General features: G+C 65.2%; 15 protein-coding genes. 4 read left to right on the forward strand and 11 right to left on the reverse strand.

What is annotated here, in order from left to right; all coding sequences use genetic code 11:
- The first annotated feature begins 58 nt into the window (after positions 1-58).
- The 4 genes from AC5V87_RS12525 to cnbZ are packed head-to-tail and all read left to right on the forward strand — an operon-like array spanning position 59 to position 5027.
- Positions 59-2638, forward strand: coding sequence for a sensor histidine kinase (locus tag AC5V87_RS12525; RefSeq protein WP_495371150.1), 2580 nt, complete (start codon positions 59-61; stop codon positions 2636-2638).
- Positions 2635-3024 carry a response regulator gene (locus AC5V87_RS12530; RefSeq protein WP_456839802.1) on the forward strand — a complete coding sequence of 130 codons (390 nt, stop codon included), beginning with the start codon at positions 2635-2637 and terminating at the stop codon, positions 3022-3024. The genes AC5V87_RS12525 and AC5V87_RS12530 overlap by 4 nt, the downstream gene beginning before the upstream one ends.
- Entirely contained in the window at positions 3021-4271 is a 1251-nt protein-coding gene (locus AC5V87_RS12535; RefSeq protein WP_456839801.1) for an adenylate/guanylate cyclase domain-containing protein, read from the forward strand. Before AC5V87_RS12530 ends, AC5V87_RS12535 begins: the two co-directional genes overlap by 4 nt.
- 9 nt (positions 4272-4280) lie before the next feature.
- Entirely contained in the window at positions 4281-5027 is a 747-nt protein-coding gene (gene cnbZ / locus AC5V87_RS12540; RefSeq protein WP_495371152.1) for a 2-amino-5-chloromuconate deaminase CnbZ, read from the forward strand.
- Positions 5028-5094: 67 nt separating this feature from the next.
- Here the strand turns inward: cnbZ and AC5V87_RS12545 are convergent, their stop codons facing one another.
- From AC5V87_RS12545 to AC5V87_RS12595, 11 genes are all read right to left on the reverse strand, one after another.
- Complete coding sequence (locus tag AC5V87_RS12545; RefSeq protein WP_495371153.1) at positions 5095-5982, reverse strand: ABC transporter permease; 888 nt, start codon at positions 5980-5982, stop codon at positions 5095-5097.
- Positions 5983-5985: 3 nt separating this feature from the next.
- Complete coding sequence (locus AC5V87_RS12550) at positions 5986-6927, reverse strand: ABC transporter permease (RefSeq protein WP_456839798.1); 942 nt, start codon at positions 6925-6927, stop codon at positions 5986-5988.
- A 32-nt stretch (positions 6928-6959) separates the two neighbouring features.
- Positions 6960-8471, reverse strand: coding sequence for an ABC transporter substrate-binding protein (locus tag AC5V87_RS12555; protein ID WP_495371154.1), 1512 nt, complete (start codon positions 8469-8471; stop codon positions 6960-6962).
- A 23-nt stretch (positions 8472-8494) separates the two neighbouring features.
- Positions 8495-9598: an ABC transporter ATP-binding protein gene (locus AC5V87_RS12560; RefSeq protein WP_456839796.1), complete on the reverse strand. Its 1104-nt coding sequence runs from the start codon at positions 9596-9598 to the stop codon at positions 8495-8497.
- A 175-nt stretch (positions 9599-9773) separates the two neighbouring features.
- A complete protein-coding gene (locus tag AC5V87_RS12565) occupies positions 9774-10763 on the reverse strand; it encodes an ABC transporter ATP-binding protein (protein ID WP_456839795.1) in 990 nt (329 codons plus the stop codon).
- A complete protein-coding gene (locus AC5V87_RS12570; RefSeq protein ID WP_456839794.1) occupies positions 10760-11470 on the reverse strand; it encodes a DUF1028 domain-containing protein in 711 nt (236 codons plus the stop codon). Before AC5V87_RS12570 ends, AC5V87_RS12565 begins: the two co-directional genes overlap by 4 nt.
- 9 nt (positions 11471-11479) lie before the next feature.
- Complete coding sequence (locus AC5V87_RS12575) at positions 11480-13285, reverse strand: gamma-glutamyltransferase family protein (protein ID WP_495371155.1); 1806 nt, start codon at positions 13283-13285, stop codon at positions 11480-11482.
- Positions 13286-13366: 81 nt separating this feature from the next.
- Positions 13367-14356, reverse strand: a complete 990-nt coding sequence (locus tag AC5V87_RS12580; protein ID WP_456839792.1) for an ABC transporter ATP-binding protein — start codon at positions 14354-14356, stop codon at positions 13367-13369.
- Positions 14353-15339 (reverse strand): ABC transporter ATP-binding protein, encoded by a 987-nt coding sequence (locus tag AC5V87_RS12585; RefSeq protein WP_456839791.1) that lies wholly within the window; start codon positions 15337-15339, stop codon positions 14353-14355. Before AC5V87_RS12585 ends, AC5V87_RS12580 begins: the two co-directional genes overlap by 4 nt.
- A gap of 13 nt (positions 15340-15352) precedes the next feature.
- Positions 15353-16324 (reverse strand): ABC transporter permease, encoded by a 972-nt coding sequence (locus AC5V87_RS12590; protein WP_456839790.1) that lies wholly within the window; start codon positions 16322-16324, stop codon positions 15353-15355.
- A 10-nt stretch (positions 16325-16334) separates the two neighbouring features.
- A complete protein-coding gene (locus AC5V87_RS12595) occupies positions 16335-17315 on the reverse strand; it encodes an ABC transporter permease (RefSeq protein ID WP_456839789.1) in 981 nt (326 codons plus the stop codon).
- Positions 17316-17371: the final 56 nt, after the last annotated feature.

Here is a 17371-nt window from a genome sequence, read left to right on the forward strand (position 1 = left end):
AAGGCTTAGGGCGAGCGTGAGAGACAAGATCGGGCCTTCTTGCTAGGTTCGGCGGGATATGGCCCTCTCCCTCCTTCCCGACACCCCGCAAGCCAGGACGCTGCCGAGCGCGGCCTCGGACGGTGTTGTGTCCGGCGAGGCGGCCGGGCGGGGGATCAGGCCCCGGCTGTTCACCAAATATGTCGGGCTGTTCGTGGCCGTCGTCGCCATCGCGCTGCTGGCCAACGGCCTGTTCGAGGTCTTCTTTTACTATCGCGAGCACAAGGCCGCTCTGATCCGGGTCCAGCACGAGCAGGCCGAGGCGGCTGCGGCCAAGATCGGCCAGTTCGTCAAGGAGATCGAGAGCCAGCTCGGCTGGACCACGCAACTGCCCTGGTCGGCGGGCTCGGTCGAGCAGCGCCGGTTCGATGCGCTGCGGCTGCTGCGGCAGGTGCCTGCGATCACCGAGCTTGCCCAGGTGGACGCGACCGGCAGGGAGCGGCTGCGCGTGTCGCGGCTCGCGATGGATGCGATCGACAGCGGGATCGATTTGTCCGATGACCCCAAGTTCACCCAGGCAGTCGCCCACAAGGTCTTTTACGGACCGGTCTACTTTCGCAGAGACTCCGAGCCCTACATGACGCTGGCACAGGCCGGCGCGCGCAAGGATGCCGGCGTCAGCATCGCCGAGGTGAACCTCAAGCTGATCTGGGATGTCGTGTCCCAGATCAAGGTCGGCCAGCACGGGCACGCCTATGTCGTCGGCCCGGAGGGACGGCTGATCGCGCATCCCGATATCAGCCTGGTCCTGCGCAACACCGACATGTCGAACCTCGCGCAGGTGCAAGCGGCGCTGGCCGGCGGCGATACCATGGGCGCGCTTGCGGAAGCGCGCAACATCCAGGGACAGAGGGTGCTGACCGCATCGGCTCCGATCGAGCCGCTGCACTGGACCATGTTCGTCGAGCTGCCGGTCGAGGAGGCCTATGCGACGCTCTATGCCGCGCTGGAGCGGCTCGCGCTCGTGCTGCTCGTCGCCTCGATCTTTGCGGTGCTTGCCGGGATTTTCCTTGCGCGCCGCATGGTCGGGCCGATCCAGGCGCTGCGCGTCGGCGCCGAGCGGATCGGCGGCGGCGATTTCGCCCAGCGCATCTCGATCAAGACCGGCGATGAGCTCGAGGGTCTTGCGGACCAGTTCAACCACATGGGTGAGCGCCTGCAGCAATCCTATGCCGACCTGGAGAACAAGGTCGAGCAGCGGACGGCCGAATTGCGGGAAGCATTACAGCAGCAGACCGCGACCGCCGATGTGCTGAAAGTGATCAGCCGCTCGACGTTCGATTTGCAAACCGTTCTGGATACGCTGGTCGCATCGGCGGCCCGCTTGTGTGACGCGGACGAAGGAACGATCTTCCGGCCCCGCGACGGCGTGTTTTATCTGGCAGCAAGCTGCGGCCTGGACGCGGAGCAGGAGACCAAGCTTCGGACGTTTGCCTCCGTACCGGAGCGGGGAAGCGTCGTCGGGCGTACCTTGCTTGATTGCAAGACGGTGCATGTTCCGGATGTGCAGGCGGATCCGGAATTTGCTCCTTCGTCCGCGCGAAGACGCTCCAACGTTGGCACCATGCTTGGCGGGCCTTTGCTTCGAGAGGGGGCGCCCATCGGCGTGTTCGTCCTGACGCGGCATGTCGTGCGGCCCTTCAGCGAGAAGCAGATCGAGCTCGCCACGACGTTTGCAGATCAGGCCCTCATTGCGATCGAGAACGTCCGATTGTTCGAGGAAGTCCAGGAACGCACCAGGGAGCTGTCGCGGTCCCTCGACGATCTGCGTGCCGCCCAGGACCGCCTGATCCAGACCGAGAAGCTTGCCTCGCTCGGCCAGCTCACCGCCGGCATTGCGCATGAGATCAAGAATCCGCTCAACTTCGTCAACAACTTCTCGTCACTGTCGACCGAGTTGATCGACGAGCTCAACGAAACCCTTCAAGCCGTATCGCTCGATGCCAAGACGAAGGAGGACATCGAGGAGCTGACCGGCATGCTCAGGAGCAATCTGGAAAAGGTGGTTCAGCACGGCAAGCGCGCCGATTCCATCGTCAGAAACATGCTGCTGCATTCGCGCGAAGGCTCCGGCGAGCATCGCCCCAGCGACATCAACGCGATCGTGGAGGAGAGCCTCAATCTCGCCTATCACGGCGCGCGCGCCGAAAAGCCGGCCTTCAACGTCACGCTGAGGCGCGATTTCGACCCTGCCGCCGGCATGATCGACGTCTATCCGCAGGAGATCACCCGCGTCCTGCTCAATCTGATCTCGAACGGATTCTATGCGTCCGCCAAGCGCAAGGAGAGCGCACAGGACGGCTTCGAGCCAACTTTAAGCGCCGCCACAAAAAATCTCGGCAGCGGGGTCGAAATCCGGATCCGCGACAACGGCACCGGAATTCCGGCGGAGGTGAAGGAAAAGATGTTCAATCCTTTCTTCACCACCAAGCCGGCCGGCGAGGGCACGGGGCTCGGGCTATCCATGAGCCATGACATCGTCGTGAAACAGCACGGCGGCACGATCGACGTGAACACGGAACCCGGTGTATTCACCGAATTCATCATCACTCTGCCGCGCATGATGGCGGCAGGCGGCACTTCCGGAGGCAAGAGTTGAACGTTTACATCCTGGTCGTCGATGACGAGCCCGACGTCGAGGCGCTGTTCCGGCAGCAGTTCCGGCGCGACCTGCGCGCCGGCCGTTTCCAGATGGAATTCGCGCCGTCTGCGTCCGATGCGCTGAAACTCGCTGCCGAGGTGCGCGATCCCTCGCTGATCCTGATCCTGTCGGACATCAACATGCCCGGCATGAGCGGGCTCGACATGCTGCCGAAAGTACGCGCCGAGCATCCGGACGTTCCCGTCATCATGATCACGGCCTATGGCGATGCCGAGACGCGTCGCAAGGCGATCGAGCGCGGCGCCGTCGGGCTCTTGACCAAGCCGATCGACTTTGCGCTGCTGCGCCAGGAGATCGACACGAGGCTCGAGCAGGCGGCATGACTGCGACCATCCTCTTCGTCGACGACGAGCCGGATCTCGAGGCGCTGGTCCTGCAGAAATTCCGCAGGCAAATCCGCGACGGGATGCTCGCCATCATGTTCGCCCGCGATGGCGTGGAGGCGCTGCAGTCACTGGAGCAAAATCCGCAGGTCGACATGGTGGTCTCCGACATCAACATGCCGCGCATGGACGGGCTGTCGCTGCTGCAAAAGCTGCAGGAGGCCGAAGACAAGAAATCGACCATCATCGTCTCGGCCTATGGCGACATGAGCAACATCCGCACCGCGATGAACCGCGGCGCGTTCGACTTCCTCACCAAGCCGATCGACTTCGCCGACCTTGAAGCCACGATCGACAAGACGATCCGCCACATCGAGATGCTGCGCGAGGTGCGGCGCCGCCAGATGGTGGCGGAGCGGGCCCATGCCGCGCTGTCGCGCCATTTCTCGCCCGAGCTTGCCAAGCGTCTGGCGGCCAGCGGCGAGGGTGAGGGAATCGAGGTACAGTGGCGCGAGGTCGCCGCCATCTTCACCGACATCACCGGCTTCACCTCGCTTGTCGAGAGCGCGCCGCCGGAGACGCTGGGAGAGCTCCTCAACGAGTATGTCGGAGGGATGACCGAGGTCGTCTTCGCGCATGAAGGCACCGTCGCAAAGATCATCGGCGATGCGCTCCAGGTGCTGTTCAATGCGCCCGGCGATCAGCCCGACTATGCGACGCGCGCGGTCGCCTGCGCCCATGACCTCGATGCCTGGGCGCGGGATTTTTGCGCGCGCCAGCGTGCGAGGGGCGTGAACTTCGGCGCCACCCGCATCGGCATTCACGCAGGTCCAGCCCTGGTCGGCAATTTCGGCGGCAACCGCTTCTTCGACTACACTGCCTATGGCGATTCCATCAACATCGCGGCGCGGCTCGAGGCCGCCAACAAGCATCTCGGCACGCGCATCTGCGTCAGTGCTAGCGTCGCCAAGGCGGCCGAGAATTTCCAGGGCCGCCCCGTAGGCGAATTGATGCTGCGCGGACGCAGCGAGCCGTTGCGCGCGTTCGAGCCGCTGCCGCAGGCCAGATTCGAGGCCCCGGAGACGGCGCTCTATTGCGAGGCCTTTGCCAAGATGGAGGCCGGCGACGTCGCTGCCATGCCGGCCTTCGCCGCGCTGGTGGGGATGCATGCCGAGGATCCGCTGGCCAGCTTTCACCTGAAGCGCCTGCTCAACGGCGCCAAGGGCATCCGCATGCAACTGGACTAGGAGCTCGACATGTTCAGTGACTTCTCCGCCGGCAATTATCGTTTCATCCCGTCCGTGTTCCAGTATTCGGCCGGTGCGGCCGCGCACGACGGCTACGAGATCGAGCGCGTCCGGTTCGATCGGCTGGTGCCGCTGGCTGAAGGATTTGCGCTGGCCGCGAAGTATATTCAGGAGGCGGGCCGGCCGCTGACGGCCTTCTGCGCCTGCGAGTTGCGCTCGCCGGCGGCCTTCAGCGAAGAGGGCTTTCGCGCATTCAATCTGCATTACGTCAAGAGGTTGTCGGAGTGGGGCATCTTCGACGGTACCACCAACCCGGTGGCGCGCAGCAATGTCTGTCCCGAGATCGATCCGCCGTCCGAGCCTTCATTCTATGCGTTCTCCTTCACGCGGCCGACGACGTCCAAGGCGCCTTCCTTCGTGATCGCCGGCGGGGCCGAGGCGCGCGAGGGCAGCGGCACCTATGTCGAGCGCACGGTGCGCTACCGCGATCTCAGCCCGGAGGGCCTGCGTGAAAAGGTGCGGTTCACCACGACCTCGCAGATGGAAAGCCGGATGACCGCATTCGGCTTCGGCTGGAGGGACACGACCGGCGTGCAGGCCTATTCTGTGCACGACTTCCACCACGCGCTGGTCGACGAGCTGGTCCGCCGCGGCGCGCTGCGCTCCGGCCTGACCTGGCATTATGCCCGGCCGCCGGTGGTCGATCTCGAATATGAGATGGATTGCCGGCGCGTGATGCGGGAGACGGTGATCTGATCCGTCGACAGTGGGTCTTCACCTCTCCCCGACGGGAGAGGTGAAGGGCCCGCCAGCAGAGTTTAGCCTAGCGCTGCCTCGGGTCGAGGGCGTCGCGTAGGCCGTCGCCGAGGAGGTTCAGTGAGAGCACCACGAGGAAGATCGCCAAGCCCGGCCAGATCGCCATCCACGGCGCCTGGGTCAGGAAGCGCTGGGCTGCATTGAGCATGCTGCCCCAGGACGGCGCCGGCGGCTGCTGGCCGAGGCCGAGGAAGGACAATGCGGCCTCGGCGATGATGGCGGCGGCGATCGACAGCGTCGCCTGCACCAGCAGCGCCGGCAGGATGTTCGGCAGGATGTGCGAGAACGCGATCCGCCAGGGCGGATTGCCGAGCGCGCGAGCGGCCTCGACATAGTCCTCGGCCTTGACGCTCAGTACCTGACCGCGGGTCAGGCGGATGAAGATCGGCGTTGCCGAAATACCGATCGCGATCATGGCGTTGCCGAGGCTCGGGCCGAGGAACGCCGCGAGCGCGATGGCCAGGATCAGGAACGGGCAGGCCAGCATCGCATCGGTGATCCGGCTGATCAGGGCATCGACAAATCCACCGCGATAGCCGGCGAGCAGGCCGAGCGGCACGCCGATGCCGAGCGCGATCGCGACCGAGATGAGACCTGCCAACAGGGAAGCGCGGGCGCCGTAAACGACACGGCTGAGGATGTCGCGGCCAAGCTCGTCGGTGCCGAACCAGTGCGCCGCCGTGGGCGGCTTGCGGACCAGGCTCCAGCTGGTCGCGATGGGATCGTAAGGCACGATCAGCGGTGCGAAGGCTGCAAGGAGGATGAACGCGGTGATTACGAGGAGCCCGAATACCGCGACCTTGCGCTTGAACAGCCGCCGCCGCGCGCGGCGGGCGGGGCTGTCGAGCTCGTGGGCTTGCGTGGCGGGACTGGCTGAAAGCGCGGCGTCGGTCATGGCCTAGCTCCTCAGCCTGGGATTAACGAGGACATAGGCGATGTCGGCGACGAGGTTGAGCGTGATATAGACCGTGGCCGTCACCAGCACCACGCCCTGCACCACGGCGTAGTCACGGTTGAACACGGCATCCACGATGAGCTTGCCGAAACCGGGAATGGAGAAAATCTGCTCGGTCAAGACGGCGCCTGAGAGCAGCGTGCCGAGCTCGAGCGCGCCGAGCGTGATGATGGGCGTGAGTGCATTGCGCATCGCGTGTTTGAGGATCACGGAGCGCTCCGACAATCCCTTCGCGCGCGCGGTGCGGACATAGTCGCTCTCCAGCACCTGGAGCATCGCGCTGCGGGTATGCCGCATCAGAATCGCGGAGATCGCATTGCCGAGCACGAAGGCCGGCATGATGGTGGCAGCCAAACTCGCGCGCCAGTTCTCGGTGAGCGGCACATAGCCGGAGGCCGGCAGCCAGCCGAGCTTGATTGAGAACAGGAAGATGAGGAGAATTCCGAGCCAGAAATTCGGCGTCGAGATGCCCCACAGCGCGAACAGATTGGCGCCGTAGTCCCAGGCCGTGCCCTTCTTCACCGCCGAGATGATGCCGGCGGGAATGCCGATGCAGAACGCGATGACGATCGCCATCGAGCCGAGCTGAAGCGTCACCGGCAGCTTCTGCGCGATCAGCTCGCGCACCGGCATCTTGTTGCGCAAGGACTCGCCGAAATTGCCCGTCAGCACCCCCTTGAGCCAGTAGACATATTGCACCGGGATCGGCTGATCGAGCTTGTACTGCTGGCGGATCTGCTCGATCACGGCGGGATCACGCTCCTCGCCGGCCATGACCAGCGCAGGATCGCCCGGCAGCAATTGCTGCAGCGAGAAGATCAGCACGGACACGAAGAACAGTGTCGGCACGATCTGCGCGATGCGGCGCGCGAGAAAGTTCAGCATGATTCAGATCGCGTCCCGCGGCGTAGCCGTAATCACTTGAACTTCAGCCCGACGACGCGGACCAGTCCGTCGGGCATCTGCCTGTAGCCGTCGAGCTTCTTGGTGTGCGCGATCAGCAGTGTGCGGTGATAGAGGTAGATGATCGGCAGGTCGTCGAGCAGGATCTTGGTCAGCTTGGCATAGATCGCCTTGCGCTCATCGACGTCGGATGTGGCCCGGCCTTCTTCCAGCAGCTTGTCGGCCTCGGGGTTCGAATAGCCTTCGTCGTTCTGCGGCGCTTTGCTGCGCATGAAGATGTAGGAATTGCCGTCGGGGTCGATGCGGCCGCTCCAGTTGATCTGGAATACCTGGAACTCGCCGGCCTGGGCCTGCTTGAAGGTCGTCGCAAACTCGACCGCGCGGATCTTGATATCGAAGCCCGCTTCTGCGGCCATCGACTGCACGACCTGGGCGACAGCCTCGTTCTCCGCGCCCTTGGGGATCATGTAATCCACCGTCACCGGCGTGGTGACGCCGGCTTCCTTCAACAGCGCCTTCGCTTTTGCGATGTCGCGGCCGTGAACCGGGAAGGCCTTCTGGTAATAGGGATGGGTCGGGCTGACCCATTGGTTGCCTGGTGTGAACTCGCCATTGAAGACGACCTGGTTAAGCGCTTCGCGGTCGATCGACAGATCGAGCGCCTGACGGACTTTTGCCGACTGGCTTAGCGGCCCCTTGTTCTTGTCGTTGCCGATGTTGACAGTCAGGCCGAGATAGCCGAGCTCCGGCGCCGTCGACAGCACGAGGCGGGAATCGGCGCGCACGTCCTTGATGTCGGTGGCGAGCACGCGCTCGATCAGATCGAGCCCGCCGGACTTCAGATTGGCGAGGCGGACGGTGGCATCGACGATCGGCAGGAACACGATGCGATCGATATGGATGTTGTCCTTGTTCCAGTAGTCGGCGAACTTTTCGAACACCATGCGGTCCTGCTGGACGCGCTCGACGAACTTATACGGGCCGGCGCAGACCGGATGCAGGCCGAACTTGTCGCCGGCTTCCTTGGCCGCCTTGGGCGACACCATCATGCCGGAGCGGTCCGTGAGCTGAGCGATCAGCGGCGAGTAGGGAGTCTTGAGCACCAGCTTGATGGTGAGCGGATCAACGACCTCGACATGATCCACGCTTGCGAGCTCGGATTTCCGGAACGAGCCGGGCAATGTCATGTGACGCTCAATGGAGAATTTGGCAGCCTCGGCGTCGAGGGGCTCGCCGTCATGAAATTTGACGCCCGGCCGCAGCTTGATCGTCATCTCCTTGCCGTCGGCCGAAGTCTCGTGCGACAGCGCGAGCTGTGGCACGATGTTGAGCTTCTCGTCGATGTCGAACAGCTTGTCGCAGAAGGCGGAGAACACGATGCGGCCGACATAGGTGCGGCCGACGCTGGGATCGAGAATGTCGGGGTCCTCGGCGATGCCGATGCGAAGTGTGGACTGGGCCTGGGCAGCGCCCGCGAGCGACGTCAGCAAGGCCGACGCCAGGATTGCCAAACGCATGAAGCTCATCGCTCTCAACCTCTGTTTTGCGGCTATGCGGGATCGGTCCCCAAGGGACTAACCCCGCTCGCGCGCGCTGCTTCCGGGCCACCGCTGAAGGCGGCGACCAATTTTTCAAGGACCGGCGAGAAGCCGCCGTCCATCGGGACGATCGCCGCGGAGGACGGCAGTTCCGACGTTCGGTGGCAGGCGGTTGCATGTCCGATGCCATCCGGCAGGAGCCGCGGCATTTCGCTGCGGCAACGCTCGATGACGTAGGGGCAGCGGGTATGGAAGCGGCACCCGCCCGGCGGATTGAGGGCGCTCGGGATCTCGCCCTGGAGCACAATCCGGCTGCTCTTTGCCCGCGGTTTAGGCACGGGGATCGCGGACAACAGCGCGCGGCTATAAGGATGGCGGGGCGCGGCGAACAGCGCGTCGGCCTCGGCTTCCTCGACGATCTGGCCGAGGTTCATCACCGCGACGCGGTCGGCGATGTGCTTGACCACCGCGAGGTCATGCGAGACGAAGATGTAGGCGAGGCCGAGCCGGTCCTGGAGCTCGCGCAGCAGGTTCAGGATCTGCGAGCGGATCGAGACGTCGAGCGCCGAGACCGGCTCGTCGCAGATGATCAGCTTCGGCTCGACCGCGAGCGCGCGGGCAATCGCAATGCGCTGGCGCTGGCCGCCGGAGAATTCGTGCGGATAGCGCCGCTCGAGCCGTGGCTCGAGGCCGACCAGCCGCAAGATGTCTGCGACGCGCTCGCGTCGTTCCGCCGGCGGTACCAGATCATGCAGGGCCAGCGGCTCGGTCAGGATCTGGCCGACCGTCATACGCGGATTGAGCGAGGCGTAAGGGTCCTGGAAGATGATCTGCGCCTCGCGGCGGAACTTGCGCAGCGCGAGGGCGTCCAGCGAGAGCAGATCGCGGCCGTCGAAACGCACAGAGCCCGCATCCGGCTCGATCAGCCGCAGCACAAGGCGGCTGACGGTGGACTTGCCGCAGCCGGATTCGCCGACAAGGGCCAGCGTCTTGCCGGCTTCGAGAGAGAAGGAAACGCCATCGACGGCTTTGACATGGGCCAGCGCCCGGCCGAACAGCGAACGCTGGGCGATGAAATGCTTGACCAGTCCTTCGACCTCGAGGAGAGCGGTCATCGTCCGTAGTCTCCGCGAATACCGATCTCGTGTCCCCGGCGCGGCGCGGCGCGGAGTGCTGCGACGCTGAACCGGGACCGAGGCTGTCGCCCCATGGGGCCCGGTTCAGCAGCGCACCACGGCGCTAAGCTTGTGCTGCGCTGCGCCCGGGGCACGAGAGGAGAAAACGAGGCCATCACGACACCAACGTTTCGAGCGGCGCGCGGATGCAGCGCGAGAGGTGGCCGGGGCTGATTTCGACCAGCGGCGGCGGTGCCTTGGTGCAGGCGTCCAGCACGAACGGGCAACGCGCGGCGAAGCGGCAACCGACGGGCGGCTGCGCCATGTTCGGGACCATGCCCTCAATCGTCGCGAGCTGCTCGGCGCGATGGTCCAGACGCGGGATCGAGCCGAGCAGGCCGACCGTGTAGGGATGCTGCGGCGCGGAGAACAATTCGTCGACCGGCGCGCGCTCGACGATCTCGCCCGCATACATGACCGCGACCTCGTCGCAGACCTCGGCGACCACGCCGAGATCGTGGGTGATCAGGATGATCGCGGCGCCGCTCGCTGCTTTCAGCTCGCGCATCAACTCCAGAATCTGCGCCTGCAGGGTGACGTCGAGCGCCGTGGTCGGCTCGTCCGCGATCAGGAGCTGTGGGTCGCAGGCGAGCGCCATCGCGATCATCACGCGTTGGCGCATGCCGCCGGAGAGCTTGTGCGGATACTCGTCGATCCGCCGCTCGGGCGAAGGGATATGGACGCGGCGTAGGAGCTCGATTGCCCGCTCGCGTGCGCTCTTCCGCGATCCGCCGCGGTGGCGCAGGATCGTCTCGATGATCTGGTCACCGATCGTAAAGCTCGGATTGAGCGAGGTCATCGGCTCCTGGAAGATCATCGCGAGCCGGTTGCCGCGCAAGTCACGCAAGGTCTGATCGGACGTATGCAGCAGATCGAAGCCGTCGAAGCGGATCGCGCCAGTAATCTCCGCGCTCTGCTTCGGCAGCAATCCCATGATCGCGAGCGACGTCACGCTCTTGCCGCAGCCGGATTCGCCGACGAGGCCGAGCGTGGCGCCTTTGGCGACGCTGAGGTCGACGCTGTCGACCGCGTGGGTGATGCGGCCGTCGTCGCCGTGGAAACGGATGCGCAGGTCCTCGATCTCGATGAGAGAGCTGGCGCTCATGACTGCCTTGCGCGCGCTGCTGCGATGCTCGCGTCGATGACGCTGCGATCGGTGTTGCCGGCCGGGTTCTGCCGCGTCGGCAGCGAGCTGCGGAAATGCACCCAGAGCTCCTGGCTGACACGTTCGAGCCGTTCGAGCTCGCCAAGCGGATCGGGATGATCGTCGGCACGAATGTCGAGCGCCGGCCATTCCTCTTCGCCGTGGATCAGCAGCGCCGCCGACTGCTTGCCGCGCTTGTCGCCGCCCGCAGCCTCGCCCGCGCGCATCGCAGCGAGCAGGCGGCGCGGGAAGGACAGGCTGTCATTGGCGATGTAGGTCTTTGCGGTTTCGTCGAGCACGTCGGCGCCGGTCAGCATGTTGCCGGCAATGGAAAAGCCGCTGCCGGCGATGTGGCCGCACCAGTCGACGCAATCGCGCCCGGTATGCGCGGCGATCTCGCCGCTCGCGTCCATGACGTGGATCTGGCGGCTCTCGCGGCCGTTGTCAGTCGCCAGCAGCGAGGCGAGCACATCATGCGCGTTGAGGCCTTCGCGCAGCAGCTTGACGCCGTCGATGCCGTAATAGGGATTGACGAAGGCCTGCGTCGCGATGGCGCCGAGGCCCGCCGCGATGTAGGGCACGCGTGCGCCCACGGCGAAGAAGCGGGTCGCAACCGCGATGCCGAACTGGCCGGTGGCAGGGTCTCGCGCGATGATCGACCAGGTCATGTGCTGCCTTCAGCGTCCCGCGGCGTAGCCTTGCATGCCGCGCGGATTGGCGGCGGCACGCCGGCGCACGCCGACCCGCGAGGCCGCGGTGAGGCGGCCTTCGGACCAGTCGGGGCCTACCTCGACGATATGCCCGCGCTCGCGCAGGTTCTCGATCGTCGCCTTCGGCACCCGGTTCTCGACCACGAGAACCCCGGGGCGCGCGGTACGCGGCCAGAACGAGATCGGGAAATGCTCGGAATGCCAGGCCGGCGCGTCGATGGCTTCCTGGAGATTCAGGTTGCAATGAACGTGGCGCAGGAAGAACTGCGTGATCCACTGGTCCTGCTGGTCCCCGCCGGGCGAACCCCATGCGAGATACGGCTCGCCGTCGCGCAGCGCCATGGACGGCGACAGCGTGGTGCGGGGGCGCTTGCCTGGGGCGAGCGCGGCCGGATGGTCTTCCTCCAGCCAGAACATCTGGGCGCGGCTGCCGAGGCAGAAGCCGAGTTCCGGAATGATCGGCGAAGATTGCAGCCAGCCGCCCGACGGCGTCGAGGACACCATATTGCCGGCCTTGTCGATGATGTCGAAATGCACGGTGTCGCCGCGCACTTCGCCGAAGCGACCGACGGTCGGCTCGCCGGCGCCAAGTGCGCCGACGGCCTCGCGTTGCCCTTCCGCGCGGCGCAGTTTTACGATCCCGCCAAAGCCTTCGACGGAGCCGGCGATGAAATCGAGCGAGGCCTTGTCGGTGACGAGCTTGCGGCGCTGGTCGTTATAGGCATCCGACAGCAGCGTCGCGATCGGGATTTCGGTGAACTTCGGATCGCCGTAGAACTTCTCACGATCCGCGAAAGCGAGCTTGGCGCATTCGATCTGGAGATGGATGAACTCCGGCCCGGTCGGGTCGAGCCCGTCGAGCGCAAAACCCTTGAGCAGTGCGAGCTGTTGCAGTGTCACCGGACCCTGGCTCCAGACACCGGCCTTGCAGACGGTGTAGCGGCCATAATCGTAGGTCAGCGGTGCCTCGACCGTCGGCTGCCAGCGCGCCATGTCGTCGGCCGAAAGCACGCCGCGATGCGGCGAGCCGCTGACGTCCATCACTTCTTGCGTCCGGCAGAATTTGTCGATGGCTTCCGCGACGAAGCCCTGCGACCATGCCTTGCGTGCGCGCTCGATCTCGGCCTCGCGGCCTCCGCCGGCGCTCTCGGCTTCGCTCAATATCCGGGTGTAGGTCGTGGCCAGCGTCTTGTTGGTGAAGAGCGTGCCGGGCTTCGGCACCTCGCGATTTGGCAAATAGACCGCGGCCGAGGTCGGCCAGTGCTTGCGGAACAATTGTTCGACGGTCTGGATCGTGGCGCAAGCGCGCTCGACCAGCGGATAGCCGTCGCGCGCATAGGAGATCGCGGGCTCCAGCACGTCGCGCACGCGCATCGTGCCGTAGTCGCGCAGCAGCATCATCCAGGATTCGAAGGTGCCGGGCACGCAGGCCGCGAGCAGGCCGGTGCCGGGCACCATGTCGAGGCCTTCGCTCCTATAATGCGCGATGGTGGCGCGGGCCGGCGCGGGCCCCTGGCCGCAGATCACCTCGGTACGGCCGCGCCTGACGTCATGGACGATGATCGGAACGTCGCCGCCGGGACCGTTCAGATGCGGCTCAACCACCTGGAGCGTGAAGGCGGTGGCGACGCCGGCATCGAAAGCATTGCCGCCCTTTTCCAGGATGCCCATGCCGACGGCGGTCGCGATCCAGTGCGTCGAGGCGACCACTCCGAACGTGCCCTCGATCTCGGGGCGCGTCGTGAACGGATCGGGATTGATATTGCTGGCCATGGTCTACCTCATTTGCGGCGCGCGCAATTGATCACAGCGCCAGGCCGCGGCCAAATGCGCAGGCCGCATGGCACGCGCGCGTCACGCTGGGACCGGTGCGGTGTTCACCGCGTGGCAGGCGACACCGTCGATCAGTTCCGGCGTTTCCTTGCGGCAGAGATCGAACGCCAGTGGACAGCGCGGATTGAAGGCGCAGCCGGAGGGCGGATTGATCGGGTTCGGGATCTCGCCCTTCACCGGAATGCGTTGTCGGCCAGACATAGCGAGGTCAGGCACGGCGCCCAGCAGCATCTTGGTGTAGGGCATGCGCGGACGGGCGAACAGCTCGCGTCCTTCCGCGATCTCGACGATGCGGCCGAGATACATCACGCCGACGCGGCTCGCCATGTGGCGGACCACAGCGAGGTTGTGGCTGATGAACATGTAGGTCAAGCCGAACTTGTCCTGGAGGTCGCGCATCAGGTTCAGGATCTGCGCCTGCACGGAGACGTCGAGCGCCGAGGTCGGCTCGTCGCAGACGATGAACTCGGCGTCGGAAGCGAGCGCCCGCGCGATCGCGATACGCTGGCGCTGGCCGCCGGAGAACTCGTGCGGAAACTTCAGCCTGTCGTCGGGATGCAGACCCACAAGGCTGAGCAGCTCGCCGACGCGGGCCTGGATGTCGCGCTCGCCCTGGATCAGGTCGAAGGCGCGGATCGGCTCGGAAATGATGGCATCGACGCGGAAGCGCGGGTTCAGGCTCGCATAGGGGTCCTGAAAGATCATCTGGATGCGACGGCGCAGTTTGCGGCGCGCTGGCGCCTGCCGCGGATCGGTCATCGAGACCCCGTCGATCAAGACGTCGCCGGAGCTCGGTGGGAGCAGGCCGACGACCATCCGCGCGACCGTGGTCTTGCCTGACCCGGACTCGCCGACCAGCGCGAAGGTCTCGCCTTTCTTGATGTCGAAGGTGACGCCGTCGACCGCTTTGAGGTATTCGAGATGACCGCCTTCGAGCACGCGATTGAGCCACGGCTTCGAGACGTCGAAGACGCGGCGCAGGTTTGTGGCCTGGACGAAAGAAGCGCTCATGCCGCGCTCTCCGCCGGCACCGTGTCATAGAGATGGCAGGCGACCGATTGCGCGCCGCGCGGCAGCGGCTCGGGGCGCTCCACGCGGCAGCGGTCGAAGGCGAAGGCGCAGCGCGGATTGAACGAACAGCCGCGCGGGATCGCCGACAGGCGTGGCATCGAGCCCGGGATCTGCACCAGGCGCTTGTCGTCGCCGGCCAGCGTCGGGATCGCGCCCATCAGACCCTTGGCGTAAGGGTGCAGCGGATTCCTGACGACGTCCTGGACCGGGCCGATCTCGGCGACTCGGCCCGCATACATCACCGCGACACGGTCGGAGGTTTCCGCGATCACGCCCATGTCGTGCGTCACCAGCATCACGGCGGTGCCGTGGTCACGGCCGAGCCGCTTGATCAGCGAGATGATCTGGGCTTGCACCGAGACGTCGAGCGCGGTGGTCGGCTCGTCCGCGATGATCAGCTCCGGTTCGGCGCAGATCGCCAGCGCAATGACCACGCGCTGGCGCATGCCGCCGGAGAATTCGTGCGGATAGCCGTCGGCGCGCTTTTCCGGCGCGGGAATGCCGACCTCGGCGAGCAGATCGATGGCACGGCGGCGGGCGGCCGCCTCGGAGAGATTGAGGTGGGTCCGGATCGTCTCCACGATCTGGTCGCCGACCTTGTACAGGGGATTGAGCGAGGTGAGGGGATCCTGGAAGATCATGCCGATGCGCTTGCCCCTGATGCGGCGCATCTCCTCGGGCGGCAGGTTGTCGATCCGCATTCCTGCGAGGCGGATCTCGCCGCCAGTAATGCGGCCAGGCGGATCGATCAGGCCGATCACCGATAGCCCGGTCACGGACTTGCCGGCGCCGGATTCGCCGACCACGCCCAGCACCTCGCCCTTGGCGATGTCGAAGGAGACGCCGTCGATGGCGCGCAGCGTGCCGCGGCGGGAAGCGAATTCCACGTGTAGGTCGCGAACGGAGAGAACGGGTTCGGTCATGGGCAACGCATACTCATCGCAGTTTCGGGTTGAGCGCGTCGCGCAGCCAGTCGCCGAGCAGGTTGATGGAGAGGATCAGCGCTGCCAGCGCGAGCCCGGGGAAGGCAACAATCCACCATTCGCCGGCGAACAGATAGTTGTTGCCGATGCGGATCAGCGTCCCGAGCGAGGGCATGGTGTCGGGCAGGCCGACGCCGAGGAAGGACAGCGTCGCCTCGGTGATGATGGCAAGCGCGAGGTTGATGGTGGCGATGACGAGAATCGGACCCATTGTGTTCGGCAGCACGTGCCGCAGCATGATCTTTGGTGCTGGCAGGCCGATCAGCTGCGCGGCGGCGACATAGTCCTTGTTCTTCTCGACCATCACCGAGCCGCGCACGGTGCGGGCATATCCAACCCAGAAGCTCAGGCCGATCGAGATCACCAGCACCACCAGCATGCTGTTTGCATCGAGCCGGTTGCCGAGGATCGATTTGGCGATGCCGTTGACCAGCAGCGCGATCAGGATGGCGGGGAAGGTGAGCTGCACGTCGGCGATGCGCATGATCACGCCGTCGACCGCGCCCCCGAAATAGCCGGCGATCAGGCCGAGCGCGATTCCGAGCGCGCCGGCGAAGATCACGCCGGCAACGCCGACGGCGAGCGAGATCCGCATGCCATAGAGAATGGCAGAGAACACGTCGCGACCCTGCTCGTCGGTGCCGAGCAGGAACGGGCTCTGGCCGTCGGCGGTCCACAGCGGCGAGATCCGGGAGTTCATCAATTGCAGCTGCGCCGGATCGAACGGGTTCTGCACCGCCAGCCATGATGCAAAGATCGCGAGCAGGAAGAACGAAACCGTGATGGCGGCCGCCACCATCGTCAGCTTGGAACGGCGGAACGAATAGAAGACGTCGCTGTCGAGCGCGCGGCTGAACCAGCTGCGCGCGGCGTGCGCCGGCTGCGCGCTCTGTCCGTTGGAATTTGAGACGACTGCGTCGGACATGCGGGCTGCCTTATGCGGCGCGGCCGACCGTCGCGCGCAGGCGCGGATCGACCACGGTATAGAGGATGTCGACCACAAGATTGATGGTGACGAAGATCAGCGAAACCATCAGCAGATAGGCAGCCATGATCGGGATATCGACGTTTTGCACGGCCTGTACGAACATCAGTCCCATGCCCGGCCACTGGAACACGGTTTCGGTGATGATCGAAAATGCAATAACCGAGCCAAACTGCAGGCCGGCCACCGTGATCACGGGGATGAGCGTGTTCTTCAGCGCGTGGCCGAAATGGATGGCGCGGGTGGTCAGTCCGCGGGCGCGGGCAAAGCGGATATAGTCGGTCCGCAACACTTCCAGCATTTCCGCGCGCACCAGCCGCATGATCAGGGTCATCTGGAACAGGCCGAGCGTGATCGAGGGCATGATCAGCGCCTTCAGGCCCGACAGCGTCAGTAGGCCCGTCGTCCACCAGCCGAGCTTGACCACCTCGCCGCGGCCGAACGAGGGCAGCCAGCCCAACGTCACCGCGAACAAATAGATCAGCAGGATGCCGATCAGGAAGGTCGGCAGCGAGATGCCGATCAGCGAGACCGCCTGGAATAATTTGGCGAGTAAGGTGTCGCGCCTGAGCGCGGAATAGACGCCCATCAGGATGCCCAGCACCATCGCAAAGACGGTCGCGCAGATCGCCAGCTCCAGCGTCGCGGGCATGCGCTCCATCAACAGCGCCGCGACGGGTTGGCGGAATTGATAGGAGATACCGAACTTGAATTGCGCGGCGTCGGCGAAATAGCGCACGAACTGCACCGGCACGGGATCGTCGAGGCCGAGCGATTTGCGCACGACCTCGCGTTCGGCCGCCGATGTGTCGATCGAGACGATCTGGTTGACGGGGTCGCCGGCGAAGCGGAACATCGAGAACGCGATGATGCCGACGGCGAACATGACGCCGATGGCCTGGACGGCGCGGCGAAGCGTGAACGCGAGCATGCCTTCCACTTTCCTTGGATGAGCGTACGGCCAACGTCCTTGTCAGCCGGAAAAGG

The organism is Bradyrhizobium sp. SOJA106 (assembly GCF_059448745.1).